Source organism: Streptomyces sp. NPDC054872 (assembly GCF_053610705.1).
The window spans coordinates 323,965-339,468 of record NZ_JBSGYY010000004.1; the positions used below are offsets into that span (position 1 = coordinate 323,965).

Genomic DNA, 15,504 nt, shown 5'->3' on the forward strand with positions numbered 1-15,504 from the left:
AACTAAATGAACGCAAGGGTGACCGCCCTCACAGGGCGAGAGATAGTCACCCGAGATTCGCCTGCCCAGGACGTGAGCCGCACGCACTGGCCGAAAACGCCGACGTAGTCGTTCAAGGAGGGCCCTCGTGGCCGACACCACCGACAGCCAGGTGGCCAAGGCTCCCGCAGCCAAGCGGGACCGCACCCACTATCTGTACATAGCCGTCATCATCGCCGTGGTCCTCGGTATCGGTGTCGGCCTGCTCTTCCCCGACTTCGCCACGGAGCTCAAGCCGCTCGGCACCGGCTTCGTGAACCTGATCAAGATGATGATCTCGCCCATCATCTTCTGCACGATCGTCCTCGGCGTCGGCTCGGTCCGTAAGGCCGCCAAGGTCGGCAAGGTCGGCGGCCTCGCCCTCGCGTACTTCGTCGCGATGTCCGTCGTCGCGCTCGCCATCGGCCTGATCGTCGGCAACATCCTGCACCCGGGCTCCGGCATGGACATCACGGACTCCGAGAAGGGCGCGGGCCACGACGCGGCCGAAGAGGCGAACAAGGGGCTCGTCGACTTCGCGCTCGGCATCGTCCCGAAGACGCTCGTCTCCGCCTTCACCGAGGGCGAGGTGCTGCAGACGCTGCTCGTCGCGCTGCTCGTGGGCTTCGCGCTGCAGGCCATGGGCCGCTCCGGTGAGCCGATCCTGCGCGGCATCGGGCACATCCAGAAGCTGGTCTTCCGCGTGCTCGCCATGATCATGTGGGCCGCCCCGATCGGCGCGTTCGGCGCGATGGCGGCGGTGGTCGGCGAGACCGGCACGGACGCCCTGAAGGCGCTTGCCACGATCATGATCGGGTTCTACGTCACCTGCGCGCTGTTCATCCTCATCGTGCTCGGCACGCTGCTTCGCCTGGTGACCGGCGTCAACCTCTTCAAGCTCCTGAAGTACCTGGGCCGCGAGTTCCTGCTGATCCTCTCCACCTCCTCGTCCGAGTCCGCGCTTCCGCGGCTCATCGCGAAGATGGAGCACCTGGGCGTCAGCCGCCCGGTCGTCGGCATCACCGTCCCGACGGGCTACTCGTTCAACCTCGACGGCACGATGATCTACCTGACCATGTCGTCGCTCTTCATCGCCGAGGCGATGGACCAGCCGCTCGGCATCGGTGAGCAGATCTCCCTGCTCCTGTTCATGATGATCGCGTCCAAGGGTGCGGCGGGTGTCTCAGGGTCCGGCATCGCGGTCCTGGCCAGTGGCCTGCAGTCGCACAAGCCGGCCCTGGTGGACGGTGTCGGCCTGATCATCGGCGTCGACCGCTTCATGAGCGAGGCCCGCGCCCTGACCAACTTCGCGGGCAACGCGGTGGCCACGCTCCTGATCGGTACGTGGACCAAGGAGGTCGACCGGCAGCGGGTCGACGACGTCCTCGCCGGACGCGTGCCGTTCGACGAGAAGACGCTGCTCGACGACAGTGCTGCCGAGCCCGTCGAGGCGGACCAGGAGACGGTGGACGCCGTCCCGACGCAGCCGGGCGGCAGCGAGAAGAAGTCGGTGTCGGCCTAGCCCTCGACGGTCGCCGCCCTTCTGTCGGCGACCTTCGTCACCAGCTCGGTGGCTTGTGAGGCGGGCAGGCCCGCCGCGGTCAGAAACGTGATCGCGGTGGACCTGCCCGCCTTTTCCGCTGGTACGACGCCGTCGTTGACGGCCTCCATCACGGCGAACAGGATCCCTTCGAGCACGTAGCCGAGCGCCCGCGTGGGCAGCGGCGACACGAACGTGCCGTCGTCCAGGCCGCGCTGGAACGTCTCGAGGCCCTCCTCGTGGACGCGGCCGAGCCGTTCACGGATGCCGCCCATCGTCACGCTCCGCTCGCCGAGGGAGAGCAGCAGGCGGTAGCGGTCGGCGACCTCCCACACGGCGAGCAACGAACTGGCCACCGCCTCCGCGGGGTCCTCGACGCCCGCGCGGCCCGCCGCGTGCGCGGTCTCCACCGCCGCGATGGCCCGCTCCACGATCGCCTCGATCAGCGCGTCACGGCTGGGGAAGTGACCGTAGACCGTCCGCCGCACGACGCCCGCGGCCCGCGCGATCTGGTCCATGGAGGCGTCGGGGTCGCGCAGCAGCTCGGCGACGGCGACGTCGAGGATACGGCGGCGGTTGGCGTCGGCTCTGACGCTGCTCGCGGGGCGGGGATTCATGGCCCCATTCTGCCCACTCGGCCGCGCCCACGCTCCCCCCACTTGCACACTGCTGTGCAACATGGAGTATCTTGCACAGCAGTGTGTAGTTGCACAGGGTTGTGCAATGTCTGTGCAAGAAAACGGGATGGGTGGAATCCGATGCCTCTGCTGATCAAGGAACCGGTCGAACGGATGGACCGTCCGTACGCCCGCCGCTGGTGGGCCCTCGGCGTGCTCTGCCTGAGTCTGCTGATCGCGGTGATGGCCAACACCGCGCTGACGGTGGCCGCGCCCGACATGACCATGGACCTCGGCCTGTCCAGCTCGGACCTGCAATGGGTCATCGACGCCTACACCGTTCCCTACGCCGCGCTGATGCTGCTGCTCGGCGCGATCGGCGACAAGTACAGCCGCCGGGGCGCGCTGGTGCTCGGCCTGCTGATCATGTCCGTCGGCGCCGCCGCGGGCTCCGTGGTCGACAGCTCGACGGCGGTCATCGTGGTCCGCGCGGTGATGGGCGTGGGCGCGGCGCTGATCATGCCGGCCACGCTCTCACTGCTCGCGGCGACCTTCCCGCGCGCGGAACGGGCCAAGGCGATCACCATCTGGGCGGCCACGTCCGGCATCGCCATCGCCGCCGGCCCGCTGATCGCGGGGGCGCTGCTCCGTGACAACGGTTGGCACTCGACGTTCCTGATCAACATCCCGGTGGCGGTGCTCGCGATCGTCGGCGCGTTCGTCCTCGTACCGCCGTCCAAGGCGGCGCGGCACGGCCGGATCGACTACGTGGGCGGACTGCTCTCGGTCGTCTGGGTGGGCTGCCTGATCTTCATGATCATCGACGGTCCGCACTTCGGCTGGGGCGTGCGTGCCGTCTCCGCGGCGGTGGTGGCCGGTCTCGGCCTGATCGCCTTCATCGCCTGGGAGCTGAAGCACCCGCGCCCCGTCCTGGACGTACGCAAGTTCACGCAGCGCGGCTTCGCGGGCTCGAACCTCGCCGTGGCCCTCTTCTTCCTCGCGGTGTTCGGCGCCTTCTACTACCTGACCCAGCACCTCCAGTTCGTCCTCGCCTACGACCCGCTGGAGACCGGCGTACGCATGCTGCCGCTGGCCGGCGCGGTGTTCGTCGGCTCGGCGGTCACCGGGATCCTCGCGCCGCGCATCGGCGGCAAGATCATGGTGGTCGCTGGCATGGTCGGCGGCACGGTCGCGCTGGCGCTCCTGACGCAGATCGAGGCGGGCTCCACGTACGGGGACTTCGTGGCGCCGCTGGTCATCCTCGGCCTGTCGCTCGGCTTCGCGGTCTCGCCGTGCACGGACGTCATCATGGGCGCGTTCCCCGAGTCGGAGCTCGGCGTGGGCGGCGCGGTCAACGACACCTCGCTCGAACTCGGCGGCTCGCTCGGGATCGCGGTGCTCGGTTCGGTCCTCGCGAACGCGTACTCCTCGAAGTTGGCCGACGAGACCTCGGGCAGCAAGCTTCCCGCCTCCGCGCTCGACACGGCCCAGGACTCCGTGGGCGCGGGCAACGGCGTGGCGCAGGGCATCGCCGAGCAGGCGCGTGCGCTCTCGGAGAAGGCGGCGGGAGCCTCGTCGCCCAAGGAGGCGGCGCAGCTGAAGTCGCAGGCGCAGGAACTCGCCGGTGGCGCGCACCAGATGGCCGACGCAGTGGGCTCGGCGTTCTCCGACGCGGTGGCGCACACCAGCCTCGTCGGCGCGGTGATCCTGGGCGTGGGGACCGTTGTCGTGGCGGTGCTGTTGCCGGGGCGGCGGAAGGGGGCTACGGCTACGGCCGAGGCCGAGGAGACCGCAGAGGTTCCGGAGGCTGCGGAGATCCCCGAAGGTGCGGGGCGGCGGTAGTCGTGGGGCGGTGCCCCGGTTCCGGGGGCGGGTGGGGCACCGTTCCGGTCTGAGCCGCCGCTTCGCGGCGAATGCTTACCCGCCCACCCGGGGTAGACAGGTGGGTGGGCGGGATAGATCCGCCGCGAAGCGGCGGGCCGGTGAAGGCGGCGTCCCGTTCTGAGTCACGGGGAGCCGACTTGCCGGAGAAGACTCGTGACTGCGTCGCCTGCGCGCTCGCCGACGGCACCCGCCCACTGCCCGGCGGCACCCTGCTGCGCACCGACCGCTGGACCGTCGAGCACTGTGTCGGCCCCCTCGGGGTCGGCACCCTCGTCGTCAAGCCGCTGCGGCACATCACCGGCGTACACGAGATGAGCGCGGCGGAGAGCGCGGAACTCGGGCCGTTGCTGGGGCGCGTGACCTCCGCCCTGCGCACGGCGGTCGGCGACGAGTGCGAGCAGGTCTACGTCTGCCTCTGGTCGCACGCCGGGCGCGTGCCCGGACACATCCACTTCGTGGTGCACCCCGCCCGTACCTCGGACATCGAGCGGCACGGCGAGGCGTACGGGCCCGCCCTCCAGACGGCGATGTTCGCCGGGGGCGTGACGCCGGAGCCGGGCGAGGTGGAGGAGTTCTGCGCGGGCTTGCGGCGCGTGCTGGGCTGAGGGGTTCTCGGTGGGCGAGGATTCCGCCGCGCCGGACGGGGATTCCGCCATCCAGGTGGGCGCGTGCGCAAACTGTTGACTCTTGTTCAAACCTGCCAGTAACTTCAGCGTTGCACCACTGAGAACCGCCGAAAGCCGCTGAAGCCTGCTCAAAACGCCTCCACAGTACGGCTGTTGGCGCCCGCGGCTTGTTTGCTCCTCTCCGGGACTGCCCCCCATCGGATTCAAAGGAGACTCCAGATGGTGATCCGCGCACGCGCCCACGCAGGCTCCAGCCCTCACCCTCGCCCCCGCACCCTGCGCCTGGCGGCCGCGCTCGCCGCCGCGGGAACCGCCACCCTCGGCCTCGCCGCACCCGCCCAGGCGACCGGCGGCGACCCGCTCGACTACGTCGCCCTCGGCGACAGCTTCAGCGCAGGTTCCGGCGTCCTGCCCCTCGACGTGACCGCGCCCCTGCTCTGTGCGCGCTCGACCGCCAACTACCCGCACGTCGTGGCCAACCGGACCGGTGCCCGGCTCACCGACGTGACTTGCGGCGGAGCTCAGACCAAGGACTTCGCCGGGTCGCAGTACCCGGGTGTCGCGCCGCAGCTCGACGCCGTCAAGGCCGACACCGATGTCGTGACGCTGACCATCGGCGGCAACGACAACAACACGTTCATCAGCGCGATCCTCGCCTGCGGCTCCGCCGGAGTGCTCTCCGGTGGCAAGGGCAGCCCCTGCAAGGACGCCAACGGCGACAAGTTCACCCGGCAGATCGACGCGAGCACGTACCCGGCGCTGAAGACCGCCCTGCAGGCGGTCAAGGCCAAGGCCCCGAACGCGCGCGTCGGCGTACTCGGCTACCCGTGGATCGTGCCGGAGAAGGCCGACCCCAACTGCTTCGCCAAGATGCCGATCGCCACCGGGGACGTCCCCTACCTGCGTGATCTCCAGGCCCACCTGAACAAGGCCGTGCAGCGCGCCGCGTCCGAGACGGGGGCCACGTTCGTCGACATGGCCGCCGCGTCGGACGGGCACGACGCCTGCAAGCCGGTGGGTACGCGCTGGATCGAGCCGGTGCTGTTCGGCACCAACTTCGTGCCGGTGCACCCGAACGCGCTCGGCGAGTCGAGGATGGCCGACCAGGCCATCGGCGTACTGAAGCTGGGCTGATCCCGCGGGCTCGGGGCCGCTCCGTCCACCCCGCCACGCAGTCCTCCGCCATCGACTGACCGCGGCGCGCCAACTGCCCGCAAGAGTAGGGTAGTTGAATGAGCGCGCCGCGAGACGTCGACTTCTGGTTCGACCCCGTGTGCCCCTACACCTGGCTGACCTCCCGGTGGATCCGAGAGGTCGAGCGGGTGCGGGACGTCCGCGTGCGGTGGCGGGTGATGAGCCTCTCGGCGCTGAACGAACACCTCGACGTCGACCCCGAGGACCCCGACGGGCAGTGGGGCGACTACATGCGGGGCCCGGGCCGGGTCTGCGCGGCGGTGGCCGCGCGGCACGGGAGCGAGGCGCTGGGCAGGTATCTCGACGCGCTCGGGGTGCGGCTGCACGAACGGGACGAGTGGGACGGGGCCGAGCGCGCGCTCGCCGATGCCGGCCTGCCCACGGAACTCGCGGCGGTGGCCTGGACGCGGGAGTACGACGAAGCCGTGCGGGCCTCGCACGAGCGGGGCATCGCGCTGGCCGGCCCCGACGTCGGGACGCCGGTCCTGTCCGTCCACGGCGTCGGCGCCGTCTTCGGCCCGGTCGTCTCCCCGGCGCCGAAGGGGGAGGCGGCGGGACGGCTGTGGGACGGGGTGCTGCTGATGGCGGGCGTCGAGAGCTTCTGCGAGCTGAAGCGGGCCTACGGCGACCTCGACTTCGGCTGACTCCCGAGCCGACCCCGAACCGACCGCGGAGCCCCAAGTCCCCCCGCATGCTTACCTTTTCCTCAGTACCTGACTAATTAGTCCGTACTTGTGGGGCAGCGGGCGCTCGCCAAGCATGGTCGACATGACGAACCAGCAGCACAAGACCTCTGTGACCGTCCTCGGCCTCGGCGCCATGGGCCAGGCCCTCGCCGCCGCCTTCCTCCGGGCCGGGCACCCCACCACCATCTGGAACCGCACGCCCGGCAAGGGCGAAGACCTGGTGGCCGACGGGGCCACGCGCACCACGACCGCGGCCGAGGCCGTCCGCGCCTCGGATGTGGTGATCGTCTGCCTCTACGACTACGCCGCCTCGCACACCGTGCTCGAACCGCTCGCCGCGGAACTGCGCGGCCGCGTTCTGGTCAACCTCACCTCGGACACCCCGGAGCGCTCGCGCGAGGCGGCGGCCTGGGCCGCCGGGCACGGCATCGAGTACCTGGACGGCGCCATCCTCGTGCCGGTGACAGTGATCGGCACCGCTGACGCGCTGCTCTTCCACAGCGGACCGAGGCCGGTGTACGAGCGGCACGAGAGCACGCTCGAGGTCCTCGGCGGCAACACCGTGTACCTCGGTGAGGACCACGGACTCGCGGCCCTCTACGACAACGCCCTGCTCGACTTCTTCTGGACCAGCATGTCCGGCCTGGTGCACGCCTTCGCGCTGGCCGGGGCGGACGGCGTGAAGGGCGCGGAGCTGGCCCCGTATCTGAGCGCCCTGCTCTCCATCTTCCCGGAGGCCATCGAGTCGACGGCGGTCGAGGTCGACTCCGGCGCGTACCCGGGCGAGCAGGCCCCGCTGGTCACGGAGGCCGCCAACGTCGACCACATCATCCACGCCTCCGAGCACCGGGGCCTGGACGTGGGCACCTTGACCGGCATGAAGGCCGTTCTGGACCGAGCCATCGCCAAGGGGCACGGCGCGGACGGCTGGACGGCGACGATCGAGGCCGTACGCGGCACGCGCTGAAGCGGCGTACGGTGAAAGTGACCGCTGTCCCGGACCAGGAGCAGTGCGATGACCGGTGAACCGAGCTTCTTCGAGATCGGCGTCGAGGATCCGGAGCGGGGGCGGGCCTTCTACGGGGGACTGCTCGGCTGGTCCTTCGAGCCGGGGCCCTCGGGCGAGGGGTATGTGATCGGGACCCCGGGTGTCTCCGGCGGCCTGCACGGCGGTGACGCGGGGGCCGCGCCGTACCTCTTCTTCCAGGTGGACGACCTGGAGACGGCCCTGGCCAGGGTCATCGAACTGGGCGGCACGGTCGAGGCACCCATCGGCGCGGAGAGCGACGACTCCGACGCCGCCTTCGGCCGCTTCCGCCTCTGCAGGGACGACCAGGGCTCACCCTTCGGCCTGCACCAGTCGCCGAAAGCCCGCTAGCCCCTAGCCCGCTGAAAGAGGCGCCCGGCACGCTGGCCTTGACGCCCGCGTCAAGGATTACCGTCGTACGCATGCGCATCGGCGAACTTGCGGAGCGGGCCGGCACCACCACGCGGACGCTTCGGTACTACGAGTCACGGGGGCTGTTGCCCGCCCGTCGCGGGAGCAACGGCTACCGCACCTATGACGAGGACGACGTGCGTCTCCTGGAGCAGATCAGGACCCTGCAGGACTTCGGGTTCGAGCTGGAGGAGACGCGGCCCTTCGTGGAGTGTCTGCGGTCGGGGCATCCGGCGGGCGACTCCTGCCCCGCGTCACTCGACGTCTACCGCCGCAAGCTCGGTGAACTCGACGCCCTGATAGGGGAGTTGACGGCGGTGCGCGAACAGGTCGGGGCGCAGCTGGTGCGCGCCGAGGCGGCGGTCCCGGGGGGCCCGGAGCCCCGGTGCGGACTGACGGGTTGAGGGAGAGGGAGGAGCACGGCATGGCGATGGTCAAGGCGGACGGCGTGGCCGAGGTGACGGACGCGGACTTCGAGGGGGAGGTGCTCAAGGCGGAACTGCCGGTGCTCGTGGAGTTCGGTGCTGAGTGGTGCGGCCCGTGCCGGCAGCTCGCGCCGGTGCTGAGCGAGATCTCGCGCGAGGAGGCGGACCGGCTGAAGATCGTGCAGCTGGACGTGGACCACAACCCGGAGACGGCGATGGCGTACGGGATTCTCTCGGTGCCGTCACTCCTGGTATTCCGCGGCGGCGAGCCGGTGAAGTCGATGGTGGGCGCGCGCCCCAAGCGCAAGCTCCTCGCCGAGCTCGCGGAGGCCGAGGTGCTCTAGGTCGAGGCGCTCAGACCCGCGCGGCACGCGAACAGAAAAGAGAAATGCCCCGGACGAATTGGCGTCCGGGGCATTTCCTGGCGTATATTAGATCCTTTCGCGACCTCATACCCATCCGGGCATACCGGTATCGCGAGAATCTGTATAAGAGCACTGTAACTGGCGAGGGGCTGAATTGTCAACCGAGGAATTGCGGGAAGAGCAGCAATTCGTCTCCGGGCTGTACGCGCGCCTCGACGCGCTGCGGGAGGAGGCACAAGCCGCCGTGCAGGCGTCGTTGACGCAGGTCGGCAACGGTCTGCAGGCCAGGCTTGAGCGTGACGTCCTGGTGGCCGAGCGGTCCGGACTGCTGGCCGCCTTCCATGCGGGAGAGAACGGCCTCTGCTTCGGCAGGCTCGAATTCCGCGACGGCCGGGATCACCACATCGGACGCATCGGAATCCGCGCGCCCGACGTCGAACGCACCCCACTGGTGATCGATTGGCGCGCGGAAGTCGCACGCCCCTTCTATCTCGCCACCGGGCATACGCCGATGGGGCTCCGCAGGCGTCGGCACATCACCACGGAGGGCCGCGACGTGACGGCCCTGCACGACGAGATCCTCGATCTCGGCGACACCACACGCACCGGACACGAGGGCGCGGACGCCGACGAGGTGCTGCTCGCCGCGCTCGACTCGGTACGCACCGGGCGCATGCACGACATCGTGCAGACCATCCAGGCCGAGCAGGACCGCATCATCCGGGCCCCGCACCACGGCGTCCTCGTCGTCGAGGGCGGCCCCGGCACCGGCAAGACGGTCGTGGCGCTGCACCGTGCCGCGTTCCTCCTCTACGCCCACCGCCGGCTGCTCGCCAAGCGTGCCGTCCTGATCGTCGGCCCGAACCCCGCCTTCCTCGGCTACATCAGCGAGGTCCTGCCCGCGCTCGGCGAGACGGGCGTGCTCCTGTCGACGGTCGGTGAGCTGTTCCCCGGGGTGAGCGCCACCGGCACCGACACCCCCGAGGCGACCGAGGTCAAGGGCCGCGCCGAGATGGCGGACGTGCTCGCCGCCGCCGTGCGCGACCGGCAGCGGACCCCGGAGCCCGGCGCCCCCATCATCATCGAGCACGACGACGGCGACCTCGTCCTGGACTGGACGATCGCCACCGAAGCCCGGGATGCGGCCCGCGAGGCGGACGTCCCGCACAACCTCGGCCGGCCGCACTTCGCCTTCCGCGTCATCGACATGCTCACCGAGCAGCTCGCCGAGCGACTCGGCGCCGACCCGTACGGCGGCCCGAACTTCCTCGGCCCCGACGACATCGCCCAGCTCGGCAAGGCGATCGCCGCGAGCCCCGAAGTGCACGCGGCCATCGACGAGTTGTGGCCCCAGCTCACCCCGGAGGGCTTCCTCGCCGACTTCCTGGAGGAGCCGACCCCGCATCTGTCGGAGGAGGACGCCCGGCTGGTGCGGCGCCCGCACGGTGCCGCGTGGACGGCGGCCGACGTTCCGCTGCTCGACGAGGCCGCGGAGCTGCTCGGCAACGACGACAGCGCGGCGCGGGCGAGGGCGGAAGCCGAACGGGCCAGGCAGATCGCCTACGCCCAGGGCGTGCTCGACGTCTCGTACGCCTCCCGGACCTACGAGTTCGAGGACAAGGACGACGAGGAATCAGAGGTCCTGCTCGCGCACGACATCATCGACGCCGAGCGCATGGCCGAGCGCCAGGAAGAGGAGGACCACCGCAGCGCCGCCGAGCGCGCGGCGGCCGACCGGACCTGGACGTTCGGGCACATCATCGTGGACGAGGCGCAGGAACTCTCCGCCATGGCCTGGCGGTTGCTGATGCGGCGCTGCCCGACCCGGTCCATGACACTGGTCGGCGACCCCGCGCAGACGGCCGAGGCCGGCGGCTGCGGCTCCTGGGAGACGATCCTGTCGCCGTACGTCGACGACCGCTGGGAGTACACACGGCTCGGCGTCAACTACCGCACACCGGTGGAGATCATGGACGTGGCAGCCGAGGTGCCCCGCGTCGCGTACCCCGACTTCGAGCCGCCGAGTTCCGTGCGGTCCACCGGGGTGCTCCCGTGGGCGCGCCGCACGGTCGACCTCGCCGCGGCCGTGGCCGATGCGGTGGCGACCGAGGCACGGGACGAGGGCCGCCTCGCGGTGATCGCCCCGCGCGAGCTGCATGAGGAGCTCGCCGGAAAGCTCCCCGGTGTGACGGCCGGGGAGGCCCCGGACCTGACGCGGACGGTCGTCCTGATCGACCCGCGTCAGGCGAAGGGCCTGGAGTTCGACACGGTCCTGGTCGTGGAGCCGGGCCGCTACGGCACGAGCGACCTGTACGTGGCCCTGACCCGGGCCACGCAGCGCCTCGGCATCCTGCACGCCGAGGAGCTGCCGGTGGCGCTCAAGCAGTTCGACCAGTTCACAGCCGACTGATTCACACGGGTCGCAGCCACACCGTGGCCAGCGGCGGCAGGGTCAGACGCAGGGACGCCGGGCGGCCGTGCGACGCCACCGGCTCGGTCTTGACCGGGTCCGGGTTGGTGACGTCGCCGCCGCCGTAGCGTCCCGCGTCCGTGTTCAGGACCTCGTGCCAGGCGGTGTACTCGCCGGGGACGCCCAGGCGGTACTCGTGCCGCACCACCGGCGAGAAGTTCGAGACGGCCAGGAGCGGCGTCTCGTCCGTCTCCTGTTCGGCGTACCGCAGGAACGCGAAGACGTTGTCCTCGGCGGCGTCGCCCTCGACCCAGGCGAAGCCGCCGGGGTCGGTGTCGCGCTGCCACAGCGACGGTTCGCCGCGGTAGACGGTGTTGAGGTCGCGCACGAGATCGCGTACGCCCCGGTGGTCGGCCTCCGCCCCGTACGCGGGATCGAGCAGCCACCAGTCGGGACCGTGGCCCTCCGCCCATTCGGCGCCCTGGGCGAACTCCTGCCCCATGAAGATGAGTTGCTTGCCGGGGTGGGCCCACATGAAGCCCAGGTAGGCGCGGTGGTTGGCGCGCTGCTGCCACCAGTCGCCCGGCATCTTCGACACCAGGGACCGCTTGCCGTGCACGACCTCGTCGTGCGAGATCGGCAGGACGTAGTTCTCGCTGTAGGCGTACACCATCGAGAACGTCATCTCGTTGTGGTGGAACTTGCGGTGCACGGGCTCCTTCGACACATAGTCGAGGGAGTCGTGCATCCACCCCATGTTCCACTTCAGGCCGAAGCCGAGCCCACCGCGTGCTGGACTGTTGGGGGCACCGGGCCCCTGGTGGTGCGTCGAGCGGGTCACGCCGTCCCATGCCGTGGACTCCTCGGCGATGGTGACGACGCCGGGCGCGCGGCGGTAGACGGTGGCGTTCATCTCCTGGAGGAAGGCCACGGCGTCCAGGTTCTCGCGTCCGCCGTGCGCGTTCGGTGTCCACTCGCCTTCCTCGCGCGAGTAGTCCAGGTACAGCATCGAGGCGACGGCATCGACGCGCAGGCCGTCGATGTGGAACTCCTCGCACCAGTAACTGGCGTTGGCGACGAGGAAGTTGCGGACCTCCTTGCGGCCGTAGTCGAACTCCAGGGTGCCCCAGTCGGGGTGCGCGGCCCGGTTCGGGTCCTCGTGCTCGTACAGCGTCCGACCGTCGAACTCGGCGAGCGCCCAGTCGTCGCGCGGGAAGTGCGCCGGCACCCAGTCCATCAGGACGCCGATGCCCGCCCTGTGCAGGGCGTCGACGAGGTACTTGAAGTCGTCGGGCGTGCCGAGGCGTGCCGTGGGGGCGTAGAAGCCGGTGACCTGATAGCCCCACGAACCACCGAAGGGATGCTCGGCGACCGGCATCAGCTCGACGTGCGTGAACCCCAGGTCGGCCACGTACGCGGGCAACTGCTCGGCGAGCTGGCGGTACGTCAGACCGGGGCGCCAGGACGCCAGATGAACCTCGTACACGGAGAAGGGGGCCTGGTGGACCGGCACCTCCGCCCGGCGCACCAGCCACTCCGCGTCACGCCACTCGTGGTGCGACTCGTGCACCACCGAGGAGTTCGCGGGCGGCGCTTCCGTGCGGCGCGCGAGCGGGTCGGCGCGGTGCGTCTTCGTGCCGTCGGGCCGGGTGATCTCGTACTTGTAGAGCTCGCCCTCGCCCACGGAGGGCACGAACAGCTCCCAGACGCCGCTGCCGCCGAGCGAGCGCATCGGGAACCCCGTCCCGTCCCAGAAGTTGAAGCTCCCCACCACGCGCACGCCCAGGGCATTGGGCGCCCACACCGTGAAGCGGGTTCCCGTCGCCCCCTCGTGCACCATCGGGCGTGACCCGAGAGCGTGCCACAGCTGCTCGTGCCGGCCCTCGCCGATCAGGTGCAGATCGAACTCGCCGAGCGCGGGCAGGAAGCGGTACGCGTCGTGGATCTCCAGTTCGGCGTCCTCGTACGTGATGTGCAGCCGGTAGTCCTCGGGGACCTCGCGCAGCGGAAGCACCCCGGAGAAGAACCCGTCCCCGTCGTCCCGCAGCTCCGCCCGCAGATCCTTGGCGACGACGGCGACGGAACGGGCGTACGGCCGCAGCGCGCGGAAGGCGATGCCCTCGCGCACCACGTGGGCGCCGAGCACCCCGTGCGGGTCGTGGTGGGTGCCGCCCAGGAGACGGGCACGGTCCTCCTGGGCGACGGGCGACTCGGGGCGTGCGGCCTGCGGCTCCTTCGCCTGCTCGGGCTGCTTGTGCCGGGGCGGCTCGGGCTTCCTGCTGGAGGGCTCCGGCTTCCGCTTGCCCTTCTTGCTGGCCTCGTCGGACGGTTTGCGCGGCTGCGGGCGGGGGGTCACGGGGGAGCCTCCTCGGCGATGGCGGGTCAGTGGGGTTCGGTGGCGGGGCCGTTCGTGGCGAGGCGTTTGATCGCGGCAAGGGGGACGGGGAGCCAGTCGGGGCGGTGGCGGGCCTCGTAGAGCACCTCGTAGACCGCCTTGTCCGTTTCGTAGGCGCGCAGCAGAACCGGGTCCATGCGCGGATCGCGGCCGGAGACGTCCGCGTACCCCGCGCAGTACGCCGCCCGGCAGTCGCCCGCCCACTCGGGGGCCCAGGGAGTTGGGGTATCCCCTGCTCGAACGGAGTTGAGAGCTTGGGGACGGGAGCGCGCCGCGTAGTCGAAGGACCGCAGCATGCCCGCCACGTCGCGCACCGGCGGCTGCGGCATCCGGCGTTCGGCGAGCGGGCGCGACGGCTCACCCTCGAAGTCGATCAGTGACCACTCCCCGGCGGGCGAGCGCAGGCACTGCCCCAGGTGCAGGTCCCCGTGGACGCGCTGGGCGGTCCAGGTCTCCTCGCCCCGCCCCAGGTCGGCGAGCGCCTCGTAGGTGGTGTGCAGCGCGGGGGCGTACGGCTCCAGCGCGGGCACCGCCCCGGCCGCCGTGGTCAGGCGGTCGGCCATGCCGTTGGCGATCAGCTCCACCTGGGCGCGGCCCAGCGTGACGGTGGGCAGTGCGCGGGCCAGCGCCATGTGCACCTCGGCGGTCGCCCGGCCGAGCTGCCGCGCCTCGCCGCTGAAGTCGCGCCCCGCCGCGAGCTCGCCGAGTGCCAGCTCCCAGCCGTCGACCGTGCCCTTCAGGTAGGGCTGGAGCACGCCCAGGACGCTCGCGTCGTCGCCCGTGTCCGCGAGGAACCAGGCGGCGGGAGGGGGCACTTGCGCACAGCCGTCGCGGGACAGCACCAGCGGCAGCTCCAGGTCCGGGTGGGACCCGGGCACGATGCGGCGGAACAGCTTCAGGATGTACGTGTCGCCGTAGACCAGCGAGGAGTTGGACTGTTCGGTGGCGAGGACGCGCGGCGCGAGGTCCGCGGCTATGTCCTTGCGCCGGTCGCGCTCGAAACGCAGCTTGCCGACGCGTGCCTGCATGCGCAGCGCCTCAAGGAGGAATCCGGACATCCGGGAGTCGTGCAGCGCCTCGTAGACCGTGAACCCGCTGAGCGGGCCGCGCGTCACATGGCCGATCAGCGCGGGAGCGAGCCGCGGTGGTAGCTCGCGCCGTACACCGAGCAGGAGTTGGTAGCAGTCGGCGGGCAGCGGGGGCGTGCCGCCCGCCTGCCCCGGCACCTGGGGCTGCCGGACCTGCACGATCAGGTGCAGGAGCCCCGACTCTGAGGTGGGCGGCAGCAGTTCGGTCGCCGTGACGACGGAGAAGTCGGTGATGGGACGCCCTTTGCCCGCGAACCAGCGCTGCCGTGGCAGCCACGTGCGCAACAGCGGATCGAGCGAGGCGAGCAGCGCGTCCGCGGTGATCCCCGGGCGGGTGACGGCTTCCGACATGGCGTCGCGTCCTTTCCGCGGTGCGGACAAGGGAGAAGTGCGGGAGTGCCGGTTGTGCGGGGAGAGTTCCCAGAGCGGGGCGGTGGAAACCGCCCCGCCCAGGAGTGGCAGGGGTGGAGCCTACGCCTGGTCCCTGCGCAGCCGGAACCAGTAGAAGCCATGTCCGGCCAGAGTCAGCAGGTAGGGCAGCTCACCGATGGCCGGGAAGCGCACACCGCCGATCAGCTCCACCGGATGCCGGCCGTTGAAGGTCTGCAGATCCAGTTCCGTGGGCTGCGCGAACCGCGAGAAGTTGTGCACGCACAGCACGAGATCGTCCTTGTACTCCCGCAGGAACGCGATCACCGCCGGATTCGACGACGGCAGTTCCGTGTAGGAGCCGAGTCCGAAGGCGGGGTTTTGTTTGCGGATTTCGATCATCCTGCGGGTCCAGTGCAGGAGGGAGGAGGGGGAGGACATGGAGGCTT

14 protein-coding genes are annotated in these 15,504 nt (G+C 70.6%); 10 read left to right on the forward strand and 4 right to left on the reverse strand.

Features of this window, described 5'->3' with window-relative positions; all coding sequences use genetic code 11:
- Positions 1–151 precede the first annotated feature (151 nt).
- On the forward strand, positions 152–1,540 hold the full coding sequence (locus ACWGIH_RS07345) for a cation:dicarboxylate symporter family transporter (protein ID WP_453449978.1): 1,389 nt from the start codon (positions 152–154) through the stop codon (positions 1,538–1,540).
- Here the strand turns inward: ACWGIH_RS07345 and ACWGIH_RS07350 are convergent.
- Positions 1,537–2,175: a TetR/AcrR family transcriptional regulator gene (locus ACWGIH_RS07350; RefSeq protein WP_453449961.1), complete on the reverse strand. Its 639-nt coding sequence runs from the start codon at positions 2,173–2,175 to the stop codon at positions 1,537–1,539. The two genes, ACWGIH_RS07345 and ACWGIH_RS07350, sit on opposite strands and share 4 nt — an antisense overlap.
- A 141-nt stretch (positions 2,176–2,316) precedes the next feature.
- On the opposite strand from ACWGIH_RS07350, the gene ACWGIH_RS07355 reads away from it, so the two are divergent.
- The 9 genes from ACWGIH_RS07355 to ACWGIH_RS07395 all read left to right on the forward strand — a co-directional run bounded on the left by ACWGIH_RS07355 (position 2,317) and on the right by ACWGIH_RS07395 (position 11,203).
- Positions 2,317–4,017 (forward strand): MFS transporter, encoded by a 1,701-nt coding sequence (locus ACWGIH_RS07355; RefSeq protein WP_453449962.1) that lies wholly within the window; start codon positions 2,317–2,319, stop codon positions 4,015–4,017.
- 179 nt (positions 4,018–4,196) lie between these two features.
- Positions 4,197–4,664, forward strand: a complete 468-nt coding sequence (locus ACWGIH_RS07360; RefSeq protein WP_453449963.1) for an HIT family protein — start codon at positions 4,197–4,199, stop codon at positions 4,662–4,664.
- A gap of 240 nt (positions 4,665–4,904) precedes the next feature.
- Positions 4,905–5,819, forward strand: a complete 915-nt coding sequence (locus tag ACWGIH_RS07365) for an SGNH/GDSL hydrolase family protein (RefSeq protein WP_453449964.1) — start codon at positions 4,905–4,907, stop codon at positions 5,817–5,819.
- A 98-nt stretch (positions 5,820–5,917) separates the two neighbouring features.
- Positions 5,918–6,523, forward strand: a complete 606-nt coding sequence (locus ACWGIH_RS07370) for a mycothiol-dependent nitroreductase Rv2466c family protein (RefSeq protein WP_453449965.1) — start codon at positions 5,918–5,920, stop codon at positions 6,521–6,523.
- Positions 6,524–6,647: 124 nt separating this feature from the next.
- Complete coding sequence (locus tag ACWGIH_RS07375; protein ID WP_453449966.1) at positions 6,648–7,532, forward strand: NAD(P)-dependent oxidoreductase; 885 nt, start codon at positions 6,648–6,650, stop codon at positions 7,530–7,532.
- Between the two features lie 48 nt (positions 7,533–7,580).
- Positions 7,581–7,943, forward strand: a complete 363-nt coding sequence (locus ACWGIH_RS07380) for a VOC family protein (RefSeq protein WP_453449967.1) — start codon at positions 7,581–7,583, stop codon at positions 7,941–7,943.
- A gap of 71 nt (positions 7,944–8,014) precedes the next feature.
- Complete coding sequence (locus ACWGIH_RS07385; protein ID WP_453449968.1) at positions 8,015–8,407, forward strand: MerR family transcriptional regulator; 393 nt, start codon at positions 8,015–8,017, stop codon at positions 8,405–8,407.
- A gap of 26 nt (positions 8,408–8,433) precedes the next feature.
- On the forward strand, positions 8,434–8,772 hold the full coding sequence (gene trxA / locus ACWGIH_RS07390; protein WP_451207392.1) for a thioredoxin: 339 nt from the start codon (positions 8,434–8,436) through the stop codon (positions 8,770–8,772).
- A gap of 175 nt (positions 8,773–8,947) precedes the next feature.
- Positions 8,948–11,203 (forward strand): HelD family protein, encoded by a 2,256-nt coding sequence (locus ACWGIH_RS07395; RefSeq protein WP_453449969.1) that lies wholly within the window; start codon positions 8,948–8,950, stop codon positions 11,201–11,203.
- A gap of 1 nt (position 11,204) precedes the next feature.
- On the opposite strand, the gene glgB is transcribed toward ACWGIH_RS07395, so the two are convergent.
- The 3 genes from glgB to ACWGIH_RS07410 all read right to left on the reverse strand — a co-directional run.
- Positions 11,205–13,655, reverse strand: a complete 2,451-nt coding sequence (gene glgB / locus ACWGIH_RS07400) for a 1,4-alpha-glucan branching enzyme (protein WP_453449979.1) — start codon at positions 13,653–13,655, stop codon at positions 11,205–11,207.
- Positions 13,586–15,037 carry a maltokinase N-terminal cap-like domain-containing protein gene (locus tag ACWGIH_RS07405; RefSeq protein ID WP_453449970.1) on the reverse strand — a complete coding sequence of 484 codons (1,452 nt, stop codon included), beginning with the start codon at positions 15,035–15,037 and terminating at the stop codon, positions 13,586–13,588. The genes glgB and ACWGIH_RS07405 overlap by 70 nt, the downstream gene beginning before the upstream one ends.
- 120 nt (positions 15,038–15,157) lie before the next feature.
- The coding region (locus ACWGIH_RS07410) for an alpha-glucosidase C-terminal domain-containing protein (protein ID WP_453449971.1) at positions 15,158–15,504 on the reverse strand (347 nt) is incomplete at its 5' end.

What these genes read in the sequence shown, in the direction of transcription:
- trxA (WP_451207392.1), top strand. Translation starts at nt 8,434, where the DNA reads ATGGTCAAGGCGGACGGCGTGGCCGAGGTGACGGACGCGGACTTCGAG.
- ACWGIH_RS07365 (WP_453449964.1), top strand. Translation starts at nt 4,905, where the DNA reads ATGGTGATCCGCGCACGCGCCCACGCAGGCTCCAGCCCTCACCCTCGC.
- ACWGIH_RS07405 (WP_453449970.1), bottom strand. Translation starts at nt 15,037, where the DNA reads ATGTCGGAAGCCGTCACCCGCCCGGGGATCACCGCGGACGCGCTGCTC.
- ACWGIH_RS07370 (WP_453449965.1), top strand. Translation starts at nt 5,918, where the DNA reads ATGAGCGCGCCGCGAGACGTCGACTTCTGGTTCGACCCCGTGTGCCCC.
- ACWGIH_RS07375 (WP_453449966.1), top strand. Translation starts at nt 6,648, where the DNA reads ATGACGAACCAGCAGCACAAGACCTCTGTGACCGTCCTCGGCCTCGGC.
- ACWGIH_RS07385 (WP_453449968.1), top strand. Translation starts at nt 8,015, where the DNA reads ATGCGCATCGGCGAACTTGCGGAGCGGGCCGGCACCACCACGCGGACG.
- ACWGIH_RS07350 (WP_453449961.1), bottom strand. Translation starts at nt 2,175, where the DNA reads ATGAATCCCCGCCCCGCGAGCAGCGTCAGAGCCGACGCCAACCGCCGC.
- ACWGIH_RS07355 (WP_453449962.1), top strand. Translation starts at nt 2,317, where the DNA reads ATGCCTCTGCTGATCAAGGAACCGGTCGAACGGATGGACCGTCCGTAC.
- ACWGIH_RS07380 (WP_453449967.1), top strand. Translation starts at nt 7,581, where the DNA reads ATGACCGGTGAACCGAGCTTCTTCGAGATCGGCGTCGAGGATCCGGAG.